At 66.6% G+C, this 18,616-nt stretch carries 15 protein-coding genes and 1 tRNA gene; all 16 read left to right on the forward strand.

What is annotated here, in order from left to right; genetic code table 11:
* Window positions 1–8 precede the first annotated feature (8 nt).
* A complete protein-coding gene (murD, locus tag EDF58_RS00495; protein ID WP_132261760.1) occupies window positions 9–1,409 on the forward strand; it encodes a UDP-N-acetylmuramoyl-L-alanine--D-glutamate ligase in 1,401 nt (466 codons plus the stop codon).
* Window positions 1,409–2,620 carry a putative peptidoglycan glycosyltransferase FtsW gene (locus EDF58_RS00500; protein WP_132261761.1) on the forward strand — a complete coding sequence of 404 codons (1,212 nt, stop codon included), beginning with the start codon at window positions 1,409–1,411 and terminating at the stop codon, window positions 2,618–2,620. Before murD ends, EDF58_RS00500 begins: the two co-directional genes overlap by 1 nt.
* Window positions 2,617–3,828 (forward strand): undecaprenyldiphospho-muramoylpentapeptide beta-N-acetylglucosaminyltransferase, encoded by a 1,212-nt coding sequence (murG, locus tag EDF58_RS00505; protein WP_132261763.1) that lies wholly within the window; start codon window positions 2,617–2,619, stop codon window positions 3,826–3,828. The genes EDF58_RS00500 and murG overlap by 4 nt, the downstream gene beginning before the upstream one ends.
* Window positions 3,825–5,246: a UDP-N-acetylmuramate--L-alanine ligase gene (gene murC, locus EDF58_RS00510; protein ID WP_132261764.1), complete on the forward strand. Its 1,422-nt coding sequence runs from the start codon at window positions 3,825–3,827 to the stop codon at window positions 5,244–5,246. Before murG ends, murC begins: the two co-directional genes overlap by 4 nt.
* Complete coding sequence (murB, locus tag EDF58_RS00515) at window positions 5,243–6,166, forward strand: UDP-N-acetylmuramate dehydrogenase (RefSeq protein ID WP_132261766.1); 924 nt, start codon at window positions 5,243–5,245, stop codon at window positions 6,164–6,166. Before murC ends, murB begins: the two co-directional genes overlap by 4 nt.
* On the forward strand, window positions 6,163–7,119 hold the full coding sequence (locus tag EDF58_RS00520; protein ID WP_132261767.1) for a D-alanine--D-alanine ligase: 957 nt from the start codon (window positions 6,163–6,165) through the stop codon (window positions 7,117–7,119). The genes murB and EDF58_RS00520 overlap by 4 nt, the downstream gene beginning before the upstream one ends.
* A complete protein-coding gene (locus EDF58_RS00525) occupies window positions 7,116–8,081 on the forward strand; it encodes a cell division protein FtsQ/DivIB (RefSeq protein ID WP_132261769.1) in 966 nt (321 codons plus the stop codon). The genes EDF58_RS00520 and EDF58_RS00525 overlap by 4 nt, the downstream gene beginning before the upstream one ends.
* Entirely contained in the window at window positions 8,081–9,361 is a 1,281-nt protein-coding gene (gene ftsA, locus EDF58_RS00530; protein WP_132261771.1) for a cell division protein FtsA, read from the forward strand. The genes EDF58_RS00525 and ftsA overlap by 1 nt, the downstream gene beginning before the upstream one ends.
* A gap of 261 nt (window positions 9,362–9,622) precedes the next feature.
* Entirely contained in the window at window positions 9,623–11,173 is a 1,551-nt protein-coding gene (ftsZ, locus tag EDF58_RS00535; protein ID WP_132261773.1) for a cell division protein FtsZ, read from the forward strand.
* 150 nt (window positions 11,174–11,323) lie between these two features.
* On the forward strand, window positions 11,324–13,387 hold the full coding sequence (locus tag EDF58_RS00540; protein ID WP_132261774.1) for an SPOR domain-containing protein: 2,064 nt from the start codon (window positions 11,324–11,326) through the stop codon (window positions 13,385–13,387).
* Window positions 13,388–13,622: 235 nt separating this feature from the next.
* Complete coding sequence (locus EDF58_RS00545; RefSeq protein WP_243654004.1) at window positions 13,623–14,129, forward strand: YbjN domain-containing protein; 507 nt, start codon at window positions 13,623–13,625, stop codon at window positions 14,127–14,129.
* Between the two features lie 283 nt (window positions 14,130–14,412).
* Window positions 14,413–15,222 (forward strand): pyrroline-5-carboxylate reductase, encoded by an 810-nt coding sequence (locus EDF58_RS00550; RefSeq protein ID WP_132261777.1) that lies wholly within the window; start codon window positions 14,413–14,415, stop codon window positions 15,220–15,222.
* A gap of 147 nt (window positions 15,223–15,369) precedes the next feature.
* The gene (locus EDF58_RS00555) at window positions 15,370–16,110 is read left to right on the forward strand and encodes a Bax inhibitor-1/YccA family protein (RefSeq protein WP_132261779.1); all 741 of its coding nucleotides are present in this window, start codon (window positions 15,370–15,372) and stop codon (window positions 16,108–16,110) included.
* Window positions 16,111–16,273: 163 nt separating this feature from the next.
* The gene (locus tag EDF58_RS00560; RefSeq protein ID WP_132261781.1) at window positions 16,274–16,969 is read left to right on the forward strand and encodes a hypothetical protein; all 696 of its coding nucleotides are present in this window, start codon (window positions 16,274–16,276) and stop codon (window positions 16,967–16,969) included.
* A 224-nt stretch (window positions 16,970–17,193) separates the two neighbouring features.
* A tRNA-Ala gene (locus EDF58_RS00565) sits at window positions 17,194–17,269 on the forward strand.
* Between the two features lie 161 nt (window positions 17,270–17,430).
* The gene (obgE, locus tag EDF58_RS00570; protein ID WP_132261783.1) at window positions 17,431–18,486 is read left to right on the forward strand and encodes a GTPase ObgE; all 1,056 of its coding nucleotides are present in this window, start codon (window positions 17,431–17,433) and stop codon (window positions 18,484–18,486) included.
* Window positions 18,487–18,616: the final 130 nt, after the last annotated feature.

The raw sequence follows: 18,616 nt of genomic DNA on the forward strand, positions 1-18,616 counted from the left end.
GCCGGGTCTTGATCGTCTCCCCCGCCTTTGCCGGAAAGCGCTACGCGGTGCTCGGACTCGCGCGCTCCGGACTCACGGCGGTGGAGACGCTGCTGGCCAGCGGCGCCCACGTCATGGCCTGGGATTCGCGCGAAGAGCCGCGCCACGCCCTCTGCGCGCGCCGTCACGAGGAAAGCATCGAAGTCGCGGACCCCGTCACCGCCGACCTGACGGGCTATGACGGTGTGGTCGTCTCGCCGGGCGTACCGCTCAACAAGCACCCGATCGCCGAAGCCGCGCGCCGCCACGGCGTGCCGGTGATCGGCGATATCGAGCTTTTCGCGCTCGCCCGCGGCAGCCTTCCCGCGCACCGCGTCGTCGGCATAACCGGCACTAACGGCAAGTCGACCACGACGTCGCTGGTCTGCCACCTGCTGGAAAGCGCCGGTGTGCCCACCCGCGTCGGCGGCAATATCGGCGTGCCGGTGCTGGGCGAAGATCCGCTGCCGGAGGGCGGCGTCTATGTGCTGGAGCTGTCCAGCTACCAGATCGATCTCACCCGCAGCCTGGACTGTGACGTGGCCGCGCTGCTCAACATCACGCCGGACCATCTCGACCGCTATGACGGGTTCGAGGCTTATGCCATGTCCAAGGCGCGCCTCTTCGCGATGCAGGACGCCGCGCGCCCCGCCATCTTCGGCACCGGCGACCGCGAGACCTCCGACATTGCCGAGACCGAGGAACTGCGCCGCGCGCCCGGCGCCGTCCGCCGCGTCGGCGGGCAGGACCTTGCGCCGCTCCAGAAGGACTGGCCCTCGCTGCAAGGCCCGCACAACCTGCAGAACGCCGCCGTGGCTGTCGCCATCGTCGAGGCCCTGGGCATTCCCGCGGAGCAGTGGCAGCCCGCGCTGCGCACCTTCAGCGGGTTGCCGCACCGCATGGAGCGCGTGGCCGAGGCCGGCGGCGTGCTCTACATCAACGACAGCAAGGCGACCAACCCGGCCTCGACCGCACCGGCGCTGGCCGCGTTTCCGCCCGATCCCGAGCCGCGCCTCCACTGGATTCTCGGCGGTCTTCCCAAGGGCGACGACCTTGACGAATGCGCGCCGTTCTTCGGCAATGTCGCGGCTGCCTATACCATCGGCGATGCCGGGCCGCGCTTCGCCGAAATCCTCGCCCCTTACACCGAAGTGCACCGCAGTGAGATGATGGCCGAAGCCATCCGCGATGCGATGACCCGCGCCAGACCGGGCGACGTCATCATGCTTTCGCCCGCCTGTGCCAGCTTCGACCAGTTCCGCGACTACGAAGCGCGCGGACTGGCCTTCCGCCAGATCGTCGAGGCTCTGCTCGAACTTCATGGCGAGCAGGAGCAGGGCGCATCCGCCGATACGCCCGAGGGTGAAGGCGAAGATGGGGTGAAGCACTGATGGCCACTGCCGCTCCCGGTTCCGCTTCGGGCGTTCAGCCCGCCAACGTCCGCTACAACCGCAACCGCCGGGGCCAGCTGGCGATCTGGTGGCAGGAGATCGACCGCACCGTCCTGGCCATCGTGCTGATCCTCATGGGCATCGGCGCCGTGGCGGTGGCGGCCGGTTCGCCCGCGAGTGCGCGGCGCCTGTCGACCGCGCATGAAAAGCTCTCGCAGCTCCACTTCTTCTGGCTGCACTTGCGCTGGCAGTTCGTGGGCCTTTGCGCGATGTTCTGGGCGTCCAGCCTGTCGAAGGACAGCGCCCGCCGCGTGGGTATCCTGATTGCCGCGGTCATGCTGGTAGGGCTGGTGCTGGTGCCGGTGATCGGCTCCGAAGTGAACGGCGCGCGGCGCTGGCTGAAGCTGGGCGTCTCGATCCAGCCGTCGCAGTTCCTGGGCTCCGGCTTCCCGATCCTGCTGGCCTGGATCCTGTCCTGGCGCGCGCGCGATCCGCATATTCCGGTGGTGGCGATCTGCTTCTGCCTCATGGGCCTGCTGGGCGCGCTGCTCATGGCGCAGCCGGACTTCGGCTCGACGATGCTGTTTTCCGGCACGTTCTTCGTGATGATCCTGCTGGCGGGCATACCGCTCAAGCGCATCGGCATGTTCGCCGGGCTGGGCGTCGCGGGTATCGTCCTGATGTATTTCACATACGACAACGGCCGCAACCGCATCGATTCCTTCCTGTCCGGCGGCAATGCCTTCGACCAGGTGGACCTTGCGCAGCGCACGCTCCTGAACGGGGGGTGGTTCGGGCAGGGCTTCTGGATGGGCGCGCGCAAGATGGCGCTGCCGGAAGCGCATACCGACTACATTTTCTCCGTCATCGGCGAGGAATTCGGGCTGATCGCCTGCGTCGTCATCGTCATGATCTACCTTGCCCTGCTGACGCGGGTCATGCTGCGTCTCGTGGATGAGGAGGACCTCTTCACCGTGCTCGCCGCCTCGGGCATCGCCTCGCAGTTTGGCGGGCAGGCTTTCATCAACATCCTGGTCAACCTGCAGCTCTTCCCGTCGAAGGGCATGACCCTGCCGCTGATCAGCTACGGCGGCTCGTCCACGGTGGCCATGTGCATGACTGTCGGCCTGCTGCTGGCGATCACGCGCCGCAATCCGTTCATCAAGCGCGAAAAGTTCTCACTGCGCGCCGTTGGAGACTTTTCTTCATGAGTTCGGCCGTATCCGGCTCGGTCAGCCGCCACTACGTCCTCGCCGCGGGCGGAACGGGCGGCCACCTCATCCCCGCCTTCGCGCTCGCCGCGGAGCTGGACCGTCGCGGCCATCACGTCGCGCTCATCACCGACGAGCGCGGCGCGGCCATTCCCGGCAAGCCCGACTATCTGCCCGCCCATGTCCTGCCGCAGGGGCGCATCGCGGGCAAGAATCCGCTGAACTGGCTCAAGGGTTTCAAGGGCATCCTGTCCGGCCGCGCGATGGCGCTGCGCCTGTTCGAGAGTTTCGAGCCGACTGCCGTGGTCGGCTTCGGCGGCTATCCCGCCTTGCCGACGATGCTCGCCGCCCGTTCGGCGAAGATCCCGACGGTGCTGCACGAGCAGAACTCGGTGCTCGGCCGGGTGAATCGCTACTTCGCCGGCAAGGTCAACGCCATCGCCACGGCCTTTGCGCAAGTGGACCGGCTCGATCCGAAGCTGGCGGAGAAAGTCACGCTGGTCGGCAACCCGGTGCGCGAGGAAGTGCTGGCCCTGCGCGACGCGCCGTTCCCCGAATTCGGCGAGGACAGCCTGCTGCGCATCCTGGTGACCGGCGGCAGCCAGGGCGCCCGGGTGCTTTCCGAAGTCGTGCCGGACGGCCTTGCCATGCTGCCCCCGGCGCTGTGTTCGCGGCTCCAGGTGATCCAGCAGTGCCGTCCCGAGGATATCGATGCCGTGCGCGCGCGCTATGCCGGCCACGGCATCCCCGCCGAACTCGCGACTTATTTCGAAGACATGGCCGAGCGGCTTGCCGGCGCCCATCTCTTCATCGGCCGCTCCGGCGCCTCGACCATCGCGGAGCTTACCGCGGTCGGCCGACCGGCGATCCTGATCCCGCTGCCGATCGCCACCGACGACCACCAGGCCGCCAATACCCGCGAGATCGTCGCGGCCGGCGGCGCTCGCGCAATCCGACAGGAAAGCTTCACCGCGACCATGCTCGCGAAACAGATTCAGGCCATGGCCCAGCACCCCGAAACCCTTGCCAACGCCGCTCACGCCTCGTGGAACTGCGGTTATCCCAATGCCGCCAGCGATCTTGCCGACCTTGTCGAGAGCTTCGGCGCGGCCCCGATCATGGACGTGATCCGCCTGGAGAAGGCCATGCCCGCCAAGGGCGGCGAGGCGCTCGCAAAGAGCCAGCTCGCGAAGGTGCCCGCACAGTGAGGGGCGTCGGCACCGACATCGGCACGATTCACTTCGTGGGCATCGGCGGCATCGGCATGTCCGGCATTGCCGAAGTGATGCACAACCTGGGCTATTCGGTGCAGGGCTCCGACATTGCCGAGGGCTACGTGGTCGAAGGCCTGCGCGGCCGGGGTATCAAGGTCATGATCGGCCAGTCGGCGGAGAACGTCGAGGGCGTCGCCGTGGTCGTCACCTCCACCGCCGTGAAGCGTGACAATCCGGAAGTGGTCTACGCGCTCGAAAACCGCATTCCCGTGGTCCGCCGCGCCGAGATGCTGGCCGAGCTGATGCGCCTCAAGAACACCGTGGCCGTGGCCGGCACGCACGGCAAGACCACCACGACATCGATGGTCGCGGCGCTGCTCGATGCCGGCGGGGTCGATCCCACTGTCATCAACGGCGGCATCATCAATTCCTACGGCTCGAACGCGCGCCTCGGCGCTTCGGACTGGATGGTGGTGGAAGCCGATGAGAGCGACGGTTCGTTCCTGCGCCTCGACGGCACCATCGCCGTCGTCACCAATATCGATCCCGAGCATCTCGACCACTACGGCTCGTTCGACAAGGTGAAGGACTCCTTCGTCGAATTCATCGAGAACGTGCCCTTCTATGGCGCGGCGATGCTCTGCATCGACCACCCGGAAGTGCAGGCGATCATCCCCAAGGTGCGCGACCGCCGCGTGGTTACATACGGCTTCTCGGCCCAGGCTGACATCCGCGGCGAGAACGTGACGCCGATCCCCGGCGGCAACCGCTTCGACGTGGCGCTGCGCCAGCGGGACGGTTCCTTCCGCCGGATCGAGGGCATCGAACTGCCGATGCCGGGCCGCCACAATGTCCAGAACGCGCTCGCCGCGGTGGGCGTGGCAGTGGAGATGGGCTGTTCGGAAGAATGCATCCAGACCGGCTTCTCCAAGTTCGGCGGCGTGAAGCGCCGCTTCACCAAGGTCGGTGAAGTCGAGGTCGAGGGCGGTGTCGTCACCGTGATCGACGATTACGGCCACCACCCGGTCGAGATCCGCGCCGTGCTGGCAGCGGCCCGCGAAGGCGTGCGCAACCGCGTCATCGCCGTGGTCCAGCCGCACCGCTTCACGCGCCTGCGCGATCACATGGAAGACTTCGAAGGCGCGTTCAACGATGCCGACGTGGTCTACGCCGCCCCGGTCTATGCCGCGGGCGAGCAGCCCATCGAAGGCGTCGATTCCGAGCATATGGTTTCGGGTATGAAGGCGCGCGGACATCGCTCGGCGCAAGTCGTCGCCGGGCCGGATGCGCTGGCCGATGTCTTGGCCACGTCGATTCAGGCGGGCGACATGGTCGTCTGCCTCGGCGCGGGCGACATCACCAAGTGGGCCGCAGGTCTTGCCGAGGCGATCGTCAAGCGGAGGGTCGCTTGAGCGAAGCGGCAAGCCTTCCCCAGGTAGCCGGCAAGCTCAAGGCCGATGCGCCGCTGGCGCCGCTCGTCTGGTTCAAGTCGGGCGGCGCGGCGGAGTGGCTGTTCGAACCGAAGGATCTTGCCGATCTGCAGGGCTTCCTGCGCGATCTCGATCCGTCGGTCCCGGTCATGGCGCTCGGCCTCGGCTCCAACATGATCGTGCGCGACGGCGGCGTTCCCGGCGTGGTGATCCGCCTCGGCAAGGCTTTCGCGAAAGTCACCCGCGTGGATGAGGTCACGCTGGAATGCGGCGGCGGCGCCAGCGGCATCCTCGTCTCCTCCATCGCGCGCGACAACGGCATTGCCGGTGTCGAATTCCTGCGCTCGATCCCCGGCACGGTCGGCGGCTTCGTGCGCATGAACGGCGGTGCCTATGGCGTCGAGGTCAAGGACGTGCTGGTCGATTGCGACGTGGTCCTGCGCGACGGTTCGCTGGTCACGCTCGCCAACGCCGACCTCGGCTATACCTATCGTCACTCCGAACTGCCGGAAGGCGCCGTGGTTGTCGCAGCGCGCTTCAAGGGCCGCGCGGGTGAGCCCGACACGATCCAGGCCGAAATGGACCGCATTTCCGCCAGCCGCGAAGCCAGCCAGCCGCTGCGCAGCAAGACCGGCGGCTCTACCTTCAAGAACCCCGAGGGCCACAAGGCCTGGCAACTCGTGGATGAAGCCGGATGCCGCGGCCTCACGCTGGGCGGCGCGCAAGTGAGCGAGAAGCACACCAACTTCCTGCTCAACGTGGCCGAGGCCACCAGCAGCGATATCGAGGCCCTGGGCGAGGAAGTCCGCCGCCGGGTCAAGGAAAACTCGGGCGTGACGCTCGAATGGGAAATCCAGCGGGTTGGACTATCCGCTGAAGCAAGAAGTGAGTTGACGCAGTGACCCTCCCAAAACTCCACGTCGCAGTCCTGATGGGCGGTTGGTCGAACGAACGGCCGGTCTCGCTGATGAGCGGCGAGGGCGTGGCCAAGGCGCTTGAGTCCAAGGGCCACAAGGTCACGCGCATCGACATGGACCGCGATGTCGCGCTGCGCCTGTCGGAGGCGAAGCCGGACGTCGTGTTCAACGCGCTCCACGGCGCGCCGGGCGAGGACGGCACGGTGCAGGGCATGATGGACCTGATGGGCCTTACTTATACCCATTCGGGCCTCGCCACGTCGGTCATCGCCATCGACAAGGAGCTGACCAAGCAGGCGCTCGTGCCTCACGGCATTCCCATGCCCGGCGGCCGCATCGTCGAGAGCGCGGAAATCCATGAGCGCGATCCGCTGCCGCGTCCCTATGTGCTCAAGCCCGTCAACGAGGGTTCCTCGGTGGGCGTCGCCATCGTCACCGATGAGGGTAATTACGGTAATCCGATCGCGCCGGACGCCAAGGGCCCGTGGCAGGAATTCGACCGCCTGCTCGCCGAACCCTTCATTCGCGGCCGGGAACTGACCACCGCCGTGATCGGAGACCGCGCTCTGCTGGTCACCGAACTCAAGCCCAAGTCCGGCTTCTACGACTTCGACGCCAAGTATACCGACGGCATGACAGAGCACGTCTGCCCGGCGGAAATCCCGGACGAGATCACCGCGGCCTGCAAGGACCTTGCCTTGCGCTCCCATCAGTTGCTGGGCTGCAAGGGCGCCAGCCGTGCCGACTTCCGCTGGGACGACACGCAGGGGATCGAGGGTCTGTTCCTGCTTGAGGTCAATACCCAGCCCGGCATGACGCCGCTCAGCCTGGTTCCCGAGCAGGCGCGCGCCTGCGGCATGGAATATCCCGATCTCGTGGAAGCAATGATTGCCGAAGCGCTTGCCGACGCCGGAAAGGTCGCCAAGGGGGCCAAATGAGCCAGACGATCCGGCGCAAGCCGAAGACAGCGCGAAAGGCCGCCGCGGCCCAGAACACCAAGGCCAAGGTCCGCCAGGCCAAGGCGACCAGCGGCACGGCCGTCGATACAGTGATGAGCTGGCTGCCCTTCACCGAGGAGCAGCTTCACAAGATTTTCCTCGTCGCCATCCTCGGCGGCGCGGGCCTGCTCATCTGGGTCGTGGCCAATGCGGCCGGCGTGCCGATGTTGGCGGGCAAGCAGTTCGCCCAGGTCGCCGCCGACGCCGGTTTCGAGGTGAAGCGCGTCGAAGTACGCGGGGTGAAGAACCTCAACGAGCTGAAAGTCTACGAAAAGGCCCTGGCCGAGCGCGACCGGGCAATGACCCAGGTCGATCTCGACGGGCTGCGCAGCGAACTGCTGGGCCTGTCGTGGGTCAAGGACGCGCGCGTCTCGCGCCAGCTGCCGGACACGCTGGTGATCGACATCGTCGAGCGAGAGCCCCATGCGGTGCTCCGCAAGGCGGACCGTTTCGTGCTCATCGACGAGACCGGGCAGGAACTGGAAGCGATCAACCGGAAGGACGCCAAGGGCAAGCTGATCGTGTCCGGCCCAGGCGCGGGCCAGCAGGTGACCCAGCTCGGCCATTTGCTCGAAGCGGCGCCTGCGCTTCAGCCGAAAGTGCAGGAAGCGGAATGGATCGGCAACCGCCGCTGGAACCTGACGTTTCAGACCGGGCAGGTGCTGGCGCTGCCGGAAGGCGACACCGAATCCGCCGGGGCGCTCGTCACTTTTGCCCGGCTTGACGGCACCAACCGGCTGATCGGCGGCAAAGTCACGGCTATCGACATGCGCGCGAAGGACCGCATCTACTTGCGGGTCCCGGACGCCGAAGGACAGGAACTGGCGATGAAGGCGGGCGCAGTCCCCCATACGAGCGTCGAAGCGAGCAGCCAGAGTGCCGCCGCAGCGGAGGAACAGTGATGGCACCCCCACGCATCACCCGCGTGTTCGGCGCGGTCAATATCGGGTCCTTCCGCATTTCCGCCATTGTCGCGGGCATGTCCGAGATGGGGGACATGATCGTGCTCGGCTCGGGCCACCGCGCCAGCCAGGGTATCAAGCGCGGCTTCGTCACTGACATGGCCGCCGCCACTTATGCCGTCCGCGATGCCATCGACCGGGCGGAGAAGATGGCCGACACCAGCGTCACCAAAGTCTGGATCGGCTGCTCGGGGGCGGGGCTCGCCAGCCGCATCGACCAGTTCGATGCCGAGATCGGCGGCCGCCGCATCGAGCAGGAGGATATCGATCAGCTCCTGATCTCGGCGCGCGAAGTGATCCAGCCCGACGGGCGCATGGTGCTCCATGCCCAGCCGGCGCAATATCGCCTCGACGGTGCGCACGGCGTGGGCAATCCCAAGGGTCTTCATGCCGAGCGGCTTGGCGTCGACATCCACATCGTCCTGGCCGACGGCGCCCCGATCCGCAACCTGACTGAAGCGGTGCAATGCGCACATCTCGAAGTGGAGGCCGTGGTCGGCTCGCCCATCGCGGCGGGGCAGGCCTGCCTCTCGCCCGAAGAGCGTGACCTGGGCGTGGCACTGGTGGAATTCGGCGCGGAAGTCACCAATGTCGCGGTCTATTCGCATGGGCTGCTGATCGACATGATCTCGATCCCGATGGGCTCGGCCGACATTACCGACGCCGTCGCCTCGGCCTTCGGCATTCGCCGGTTCCAGGCCGAGCGGCTCAAGTGCGTGAACGGCTCCGCCATCGCCAGCCCGCACGATCACCGCGAGATGATTCCCGTCAATGCGCCGGGCGAGGAAGGCACCGGCCCGATCGCCCGCCATGCCGATGACAAGAACCGCATCCCGCGCGCCGAACTGATCGGGGTGATCACCGGCCAGCTCGGCATCCTGATGGAAGAAATAAACAAGGCGCTGAAGTTGATGCGCTTCAACGCGCAGCGCGGCAAGCAGGTGGTCTTCACCGGGGGCGGCGCGGAACTGGTGGGATTGGCCGACTATGCGCAGGCGGCGCTGGGCAAGCCGGTGCGCATCGGCCGCGTGCCGCATCTTTCGGGACTGGCCGAAGCCCACGTAAAACCGGGCTTCTCCACGCTTGCGGGACTGGTTCTCTATGCCGCCGCGGACCCGATCGACATTCGGACTTTCGGCAAGAACCGCCAAGGTACAGTGAGTTACGGCGGTCTTGGCGTGGTCAATCGCGTCTATAGAGCATTGAAAGAGTACTTTTGAGCAACTGTTTGGAAGATGCCCGGCAGGGCATTTAGTGGGGCGAGGGCCAGTGCCGCTGAATTCCTGTCCGCGAATTTCCAAACCGACTCAAAGCCCTTTGGTCAGTCGTGCATTCCCTGCGACGGGAACGGCACGATTGGCTGGAATTCGCGGTTTCGGCTGTGGACAACAAGGCTGCACGCTTTGCCTTGACGGAGGCTGCCGTGCAATCAGGCTAGTCAAGGTAAATTTCTTCGCGCACGTGCCTGCCAGGAGATCGAAATGAGCATCAACATCGGACCGCCGGCGATCGAAGAGCTTCGTCCGCGTATTGTCGTCATCGGCGTTGGCGGAGCAGGCGGCAACGCCATCGCCAACATGATCCAGGCCCAGATCGAGGGCGTGGACTTCGTCGTCGCCAATACCGACGCGCAGGCGCTCAACAACGCGATTGCCGAAACCCGCATCCAGCTCGGCCCGGAAATCACGCAGGGCCTCGGCGCCGGTGCGCGTCCGGAAGTGGGCCGCGCCGCAGCGGAAGAGACGATCGAAGAGATCGAACGCCTGCTTGACGGCGTCCACATGGTCTTCATCGCCGCCGGCATGGGCGGCGGCACCGGCACGGGTGCGGCGCCGATCATCGCGCAGGCCGCGCGCGCCAAGGGCGTGCTGACGGTGGGCGTGGTTTCCAAGCCCTTCATGTTCGAAGGCACGCGCCGCATGCGTTCGGCGGACTCGGGCATCGAGGAGCTGCAGAAGCACGTCGACACCCTGATCGTCATCCCGAACCAGAACCTGTTCCTGGTCGCCAAGGCGGAAACCACGTTCAAGGAAGCGTTCCAGCTTGCCGACGAAGTGCTTCAGCAGGGCGTGCGCTCGATCACCGATCTTATGATCATGCCGGGCCTCATCAACCTCGACTTCGCGGACGTCCGCTCGGTCATGGGCGAAATGGGCAAGGCGATGATGGGCACCGGAGAGGGCGAAGGCCCGAACCGCGCACTCGAAGCGGCCGAACGCGCCATAGCGAACCCGCTGCTCGACGGCGTGTCGATGCAGGGCGCCAAGGGCGTGATCATCTCGATCATCGGCGGCGACGACATGAAGCTGCTGGAAGTCGACGAAGCCGCGAACCACATTCGCGAACTGGTCGACCCTGACGCCAACATCATCTGGGGCTCGGCCTTCAACCCCGACCTTCAGGGCAAGATCCGCGTTTCGGTGGTTGCCACCGGCATCGAGCAGACCACGGAAATGGCCGAGATCGCCTCGCGTCCACTGAACCTCAGCGCCTCGCGCGGCCCGGTTCGTCCGATGGTGTCGCGCCCGGTGCCCAGCGCACCGACGCCGCTCGTCACGCCCGCTCCGGCCGCCGCAGCGCCGGTCGCTCCGGCTTCCGAGCCCTTCGAACTGTCGACGCCGGCTGCCGAGTCGGCCGACCAGCCGTTCGAACTGGAACTCGGCGCCAGCGAGGAAGTCGAGCAGGAGGCCCCGGCCGCTTACGCCGGCCTTCGCAGCGCGCGTCCCGAACCGCTCGATCTCGGCGCGATGGCGCAGGCCCAGCCCCCGCACCAGCCGGCTCCGCAGGCCGCCAGCCAGCGCCAGCAGGATGAACTCCTGCTGGGCGGCGGGCAGCCGCAAGCCGCTGAACCCGCCCGCGCGCGTCCGGCCGACCCCGCACCGGCTCGCCCGGTCGGCGGCGGCAGCACTTTGTTCGAGCGCATGACCAGCCTTTCGCGTCCCAAGGCGGCCCCGGCCGAACCGGCGGGCGATGACGATGATGGCGGCTCGATCAGCATCCCCCGTTTCCTGGGGCGCCAGAACAACCAGTAATGAAAATGGGTGGGCAGCGGCCGGTTTGCGGCCGTCGCCTCCCGTTTTCGCAAGGTTCATGAATCGGACGACATAGACGCGGCCGATCGGTTTCCAGCAAAGGCCCGATTCCAGTCGGGCCTTTGCGCGTTTTGAGAGGTTTTTCGGGTCTTGCGGGTACGTCAGAGGGTTTCGAGCAAGTGGCTGGCCTCGGCCGCCGTGCATGTAGCGCTGGTCGTTCCCGCTGCGTCCCTCTCGTTCGCCGTCCTCCCGGCCGCAGCCATCGCCGCGCCGGTGGTGCAAGCGCTGCCGAGCGCCGACCAGTTGAAGCTCAACGCCGCGCTGTCGCGACTGGCGCGCGATCCGCGGGACACCTCTGCCTTGCTCGACGCGGGCGATGCGGCGCGCAAGCTGGGCGATTTCGACGCCGCCATCGGCTTCTATCGCCGCGCCGACGAAATTTCGCCTGGCAATGCGCGGGTCAAGGCGGGGCTCGCCGCCTCGCTGGCGCAGAGCGGCGATCCCGTTGCCGCGCTGCCGCTGTTCGCCGAGGCGGAGAAGGCGGGCGCCAGCCCCACGCAACTGGCGGCAGACCGCGGCCTGGCCTACGACCTCGTAGGCGACAACGCCGCCGCGCAGCGCTATTACGCCCTGGCGCTCGGCGGTGCCAATGACGAGGATGTCCGCATGCGACTGGCGATCAGCCAGGCGATTGCTGGCGATGCCCAGGCCTCGGAAACGACGATCATGCCCCTGCTGCGCAAGCAGGACAAACCGGGCTGGCGTACGCGCGCCTTCTCGCTGGCGATCGCGGGCGACGCCAAGCAGGCGGTGGAAGTCTCGAACACGATCCTGCCCCCGCAACTGGCCCAGAATATCGCGCCTTACTTGCGCTACATGCCGCGTCTCACCCGCGCGCAGCAGGCGGCGGCGGCCAATCTCGGCAAGTTCCCGCGCGCTTCGGAAATCGGGCATGACGATGCCCGGATCGCGGCCTACACGCCGACGCGGCTTGCCAGCGCGGACGCGAATCTCGTCCCGCGCGGCGAAGCCCTGGGCAGCGGCAGCACTGCGGCTACCCGCACGTCCCGCACGGCCAAGGCCAGCACGAAACCGGCAAAGGCCGGCCCGCGGACCGGCGGCACATCGGTGGCCGCGGCGGATCCCTATCGCATCGGCGGCGGGCGGACGACCTCCACGCGCACGGCGCCCGCTGCGGCGGCAGAGCCGGCACGGGTCGCGCCGCCCGAACCGATGCCGACCATCGAGCGCGCCGATACGCCAACGGGCGAACTGCCGCCCGTGAAGCCGAAGGCGGAGCAACCCGCCCCGGTCAGCGCCAAGCCGCCCGCCACGGCAACGGCCGCGCCTGCCTCTACCTCGGTGACGCGCGAATGGGCTGCCGCCTCGCTTGCCGCCCGGAGTAGCTCTGCGCCGTCTACGGCCGCCGCAAGCCCCGGTTTCGACCTTGCCCGGGTTCCGGCGGGTCAGCCTGCCGCGGCGCCCTCGACGTCGCCCGTTGTCTCCAAACCCGCGGCACCCGCGACACCCGCGCCTGGGCTCGCCGCCACGCCGAGTGCGGCAGCTGCGCCGCTTGGCAGCGCGCCGGCCAAGGCGCCCGTGGCGGAAGCGCCGCCCGAACCGAACGCCCAGCAGCTTTCGCTGGAGCAGATCTTCGCGGATCTGGGCAAGCCCACCATGCAGATCATGCCGGCCTCGGGCGCGGTCGACATGCGGCAGATCGAGCCTGCACGTCCGGCGCCGCCCAAGATCGACCTTCCCAAGCCCGAACCGGAAGCGCCCAAGGTGCCCGAGCCGAAAGCCAAGGCAGACCCCAAGGCCAAGACCAAGCCCGATGACAAGGCGGAAGACGACAAGGCCTCTGCCAAGACCAAGGCTGCCGCGAAGGCCAAGGCCGATGCCGCCGCCAAGGCCAAGAAGCCTGCGCCGCCGTCGCATCCCAGCCGGATCTGGGTGCAGATCGGCGTGGGCCGCGACAAGGCTGCGATCGCTTTCGACTGGCGCCGCTACCTCAAGCAGTCGCCCGCGCTGTTCAAGGGCCACGAACCCTATGTCAGCGACATGGGGCGGACCAACCGCATCCTCGTGGGTCCGTTCGAGACACAGAAGGCGGCCGGCAGCTTCATCGCCGATGCGAAGAAGCAGGGCTTCAACGACGCGCTTCCCTGGACGAGTCCGGCGGGGCAGGTCGTCGACGCGCTTTCGGCGAAGTGACGGGCGGGTCGCGGAGGCGGCCCGTTTCCCTATGCGTAAAGCGGGCCTGAGGGCCGCGTCCGGCAAATTCGGATGACTTCGAACTGTCCTAATGGCGGGGCGGCGGGCCTTATCCACATCCTGTGAACAGGCTTGTGCAGTTTTGCTCAGGCGATCGCATGCCCCGGATTGTGCTTGCCCCCCCAGGCAAAGCATCCATGGCTCGTCGCGTCGCGGAGGGCAAATGTCGGAAATCATGAGGCAGGTACAGGACGACATCAGCCGGGAGGACGAGTCCGCCCCGATCGAGATGCTGGCGTCGCTGTTCGAAGCGCGCGACTGGGCGTTCGAGCACTCGGGCGAGGATGAGATCTCCGCCGAAGTGAAGGGCGCCTGGGCGACCTATCAGATCCAGGCGATCTGGCGCGCGGAAGACCGTGTGCTGCAATTGCTCTGCCTGCCGGACATTCGTATCGCCGACAGCAAGCGGCAGGCCATGTTCGAGGCCCTGGCTCTCATCAACGAGCAGCTCTGGGTCGGCCATTTCGACACCTGGTCCAGCAGCGGCGTGGTGCTCTATCGCCACGGGCTGATGTTGGGCGAGGAAGGCCTGCTCGGTCCGGGCCAGGCGCAGACCGTGGTGGAGGCGGCGATCGAGGAATGCGACCGCTTCTATCCGGTGTTCCAGTTCATCCTCTGGGGCGACAAGACGCCGACCGAGGCGCTTGCCGCAGCCATGATCGACGCGGCCGGAGAGGCCTGACCCCGCTGCGCAGGCGCTGACAGCGCTGGCGGAGGGATATGGGGGCGGGACTGCCATGCCGGCGCCGGTCAGTGCAGGTTCGGCGTGGATGGCCCGTCTCGTCGGGCTTTGGCCCTTGGCAGTGTGCCGTCGCTCCCTTAGAGCGGGATCCGATCCTGCTGCGTCGGCCCTGTCGCCGCAGGTTTTTGGTTTGCCGCGTTTTCCGAGCAATCAGGTGATCCCATCTGCTTGGCAAACGCTCTAGGCGCCGGGACGTCGCTAGGTCTCGCGCAAGGGGAATGACATGGAGCGGTTTCAGAACATCCTTCTCGTCGGCTGCGGCAATATGGCCGGCGCCATGCTGGAGGGCTGGCTGAAGGGCGGTATCGCCGCATCGCGTTTCACCATCGTCGATCCCAAGCGCACCGAAGCGCCCGAGGGCGTGACCCTGCTCGGCGAACTGCCGCGCGAAGGTCGCTTCGACGTGGTCATGCTGGGTATCAAGCCTCAGGGCCTGGATGAGGCCGCCCCGGCGATCGGCGCGCTGGTCGGGCGCGAGACGACGCTCTTCTCGATTCTTGCAGGTGTGGAGTTCGAGAGCCTTGCCGCGCGGTTCCCCGCGGCGGGCGCCGTCGTGCGGATCATGCCCAACCTTGCCGCCGCCATCGGCAAGTCGCCGATCGCGCTGGATTCGCGCGGTCTCGATGAGACGGGGCGCGCAGCGGTCACGGCGATGATGGCGCATCTCGGCACCCCGGAATGGCTGGCGGAAGAGGCGCTGTTCGATTCCGTCACGGCGCTGGCAGGCTGCGGCCCCGCCTTCGTCTACCGCTTCATCGATGCGCTGACGGCAGGGGCCGTGTCGCTCGGGCTGGACGAGGCGCAGTCGCAGCGGCTTGCTCTGGCCATGGTCGAAGGGGCGGCGCAGCTCGCGGCCGCCTCGCCGTTCTCGGCGGGCGAACTGGCGGACAAGGTGGCCAGCCCTGGTGGGTCGACCCGCGCCGGCATGAACGTGCTTGATGCGGACGACGCCCTGACGCGCCTGATTGCGGCCACGATGGCCGCCTCGCGCGACCGTAATGCCGAAATGGCCGCGGAGGCCCGCAAGGCCTGATCGCCGTATTCCGGCGGGTTCCGACAGTCTTTACATTTTGACACAAAGTCGATCCGCCGGTTTTCCTTGAATTCGGAGGCCGGACAGCAGATATTCGTGCCTGTACGGGTGCCGCATTTCGCAAGCGCCTGTGAAAGGGAGTTTGAAATGGCGAATTGGAACGACCCCCAGCCCGGCACGGGCTTCGGTGCGTCTCCGAGCCTTGACGGACGCGAAGCCGGCCGGGCCACGTATGACGCGGGCCTGCGCAGCTACATGCTGTCCATCTACAACTACATGGCCTCGGGCGTGCTGCTGTCGGGCATCGTGGCGCTGTTGTTCGCTTCCTCCGGCATGGCGATGCAGGTGCTGACCACCCCGCTGCGCTGGGTTATCATGCTCGCCCCGCTGGGCTTCGTGATGGCGATGAACTTCGGCCTCAACCGTATGAAGACCTCGACCCTCCAGATGCTCTATTGGGGCTTCTGCGTGGTCATGGGTCTGTCGCTGTCGACGATCTTCCTGGCCTTCACCGCCACGTCGATCGCCACGACCTTCTTCGCAACGGCTGCGGCCTTCGCGGGTCTTAGCCTGGTGGGCTATACCACCAAGAAGGACCTTTCGGGCTTCGGCACGTTCCTGATCATGGGCCTGTTCGGCATTCTGATCGCGATGCTGATCAACATCTTCGTAGGTTCGACGGTGCTGCAGCTGGCGATCTCGGTGCTCGGCGTGCTGATCTTCGCCGGCCTCACCGCCTATGACACGCAGATGCTCAAGAACCAGTACGCACAGCTTCGCGGCACCGAATTCCTCGGCAAGGCCGTGGTGATGGGCGCGCTCAGCCTCTACCTGGACTTCATCAACATGTTCCAGTTCCTGCTGAGCTTCCTGGGCGATCGCCGTTAATCCACCGTTTTTTGACGGATGAAACGATCATGCCCGGTGCGATTCGTCGCACCGGGCATTTTCATTGGAGTCAAGACGAGATAGAATCCCGGCCATCGTGAGAACTGGAGTGTCCGGGGTGGTAAACCTGAAGAAAAAAGGCCTTTTGCGCGGCCTTGCCATTATGACGGGCTCGCTCGTCGCCATGCTGTCCGGCTGCGGACCCAAGGAGGTTGCCGTTGCGCCGCCGCCGCCGCCGCCCGTGGTGGTGATCCCGCCGCGGCCGATGCCGCCGCTGGGCGCCGCGCCGAACATGATCGTGCCGGTCTTGGCGGTGGACGGTTCGCGCCGCACGGTGAATTCGGGCATCTCGGCTGCCCAGTCCCTGTGGAACCTGCGCTCTGCCTACAACGTCGCGGCGCTGAACTGCGTCGGGCCGCAGTACGAGCCGATCCTGGCGGGCTACAAGGACTTCCTGAAAAAGCACGTCAAGAGCCTGACGGCGGCCAACAAGGAACTCGACAAGGAGTTCAAGTCGCGGTTCGGCGCCAAGTCCGTTCGCGAGCGCGAAGCCTATCAGACCCAGGTCTACAACTTCTTCGCGCTGCCCCCCGTCGTTCCCGCGCTCTGCAACGCGGCGATGGGTCTCGCGGTCGATCTCCAGGCCGTGCCGGCCGGCCAGCTTGACGGTTTCGCGGTGAGCGGCCTTGCCAAGGCGGAGGCTCCCTTCAAGGAGTTCTTCAACAGCTATGACCAGTACCGCGCCGATCTGGCCGCCTGGGAAGCGCGCTACGGCGCGGGCGCCTCGGCCAGCGCGCCTTCGGGCACGACGCCGGTGGCGGCAGCGCCTACGGTGAGCCAGCAGGCCTACTCGCGGTAAGCCCGAAGGGGCGAGAGGGCAGGGGCGCGCAAGGCCGCGATCCTGCCCCGCTCCGAACCTGACAGGGCCAGTTCTCTTCCGGCCGAATTAAGGGCGAGTCTCGGGTGCCAGATCTCGGGAATCGAATCTCGGCCCGGTGCATTTTTGCTCTTTCATGCGGAAGAGCACTTCGCTAAGGGGACGCCTCGCGAAGGCGCTTGTCGTCCCAGCGAAAATACTGGAACGGGGCCGTAGCTCAGATGGGAGAGCGCGTCGTTCGCAATGACGAGGTCAGGGGTTCGATCCCCCTCGGCTCCACCAGTATGAAATTCTGAAGCGATCCGGGTCTGCCCGGGTCTACCCCGGCATGAGGCGTTTGACGCGACATGGCCGGGTTTTTTGTTTATCTGCGATGGACGGATAAGGCTCTGCCGCTGTCCCTTCGCCTTTGAACGTCTTTGAACGCGCCGGAAACATACAAGATGCACTTTCTCGACCAGGCCAAGATCTACATCCGTTCGGGCGGAGGCGGCCCCGGCGCGGTTTCGTTCCGGCGCGAGAAGTACGTCGAGTACGGCGGACCCGACGGCGGCAATGGCGGGAAGGGCGCGGACATCGTGTTCGAGGCGGTTGCGGGCCTCAATACCCTGATCGATTTCCGCTACACCCAGCATTTCAAGGCGCCGCGCGGCGGCCACGGCATGGGCAAGAACCGCAATGGCGCGGCCGGCAAGGATCTGGTCATCAAGGTTCCCGTCGGCACCCAGATCGTCGACGACGAGGATCGCGAAACGGTCCTGGCCGACCTGACCGAGGCCGGCCAGCGCGTGACGCTGATGGAAGGCGGCATGGGCGGTCGCGGCAATGCCAGCTACAAGACCTCCACCAACCGCGCCCCGCGCCAGCACCAGCCCGGCATTCCCGCACAGGAAATGTGGGTATGGCTGCGCCTGAAGCTGCTGGCCGACGTCGGCCTGGTCGGCATGCCGAATGCGGGCAAGTCCACGTTCATCAACAAGCTGTCGAACGCCAAGGCGAAAGTCGGCGACTATGCCTTCACCACGCTGCGCCCGCAGCTTGGCGTCGTCATGCACAAGAATCGCGAATTCGTGCTGGCCGACATTCCGGGCCTGATCGCCGGCGCCGCCGATGGTGCGGGCATCGGTGACCGCTTCCTGGGTCATATCGAGCGCTGCCGTGTGCTCGTCCACCTCATCGACATCTCGAACACCGATCCGGTGGAAGCGATGCATGTCGTCGAGGAAGAGCTGGCGGCCTATGGCGGCGATCTCGAGAACAAGCCGCGCCTGGTCGCGCTGAACAAGATCGACCTCGTGGACGACGATCTGGCCGCGGCCTATGCCAAGGAACTGCTGAAGGCCGGGGCGGACGAAGTCTTCCCGATCTCCGGCGCGACCGGCAAGGGCATGTCGAAGCTGCTGGACGCGGTGATCGACTATCTTCCCGCGGCCACCGTTACCGAGCGTCCCGAAGGCGAGCGCGAGGAATCCGACGACAAGCCCTGGTCGCCCATTTGATCTCGGCTATTTGACGTCCCTATATTGACGGCCCGCATATTAACGGCGGCGCCTTGATTTCGGCGTTCCGACCCGGAGGCACCGGGTCGTTCGCCGTGACGGTTTGAGTTGGCGCCGGGCCTCGCTCCGG

The organism is Novosphingobium sp. PhB57 (assembly GCF_004342985.1).
GTDB lineage: Bacteria > Pseudomonadota > Alphaproteobacteria > Sphingomonadales > Sphingomonadaceae > Novosphingobium.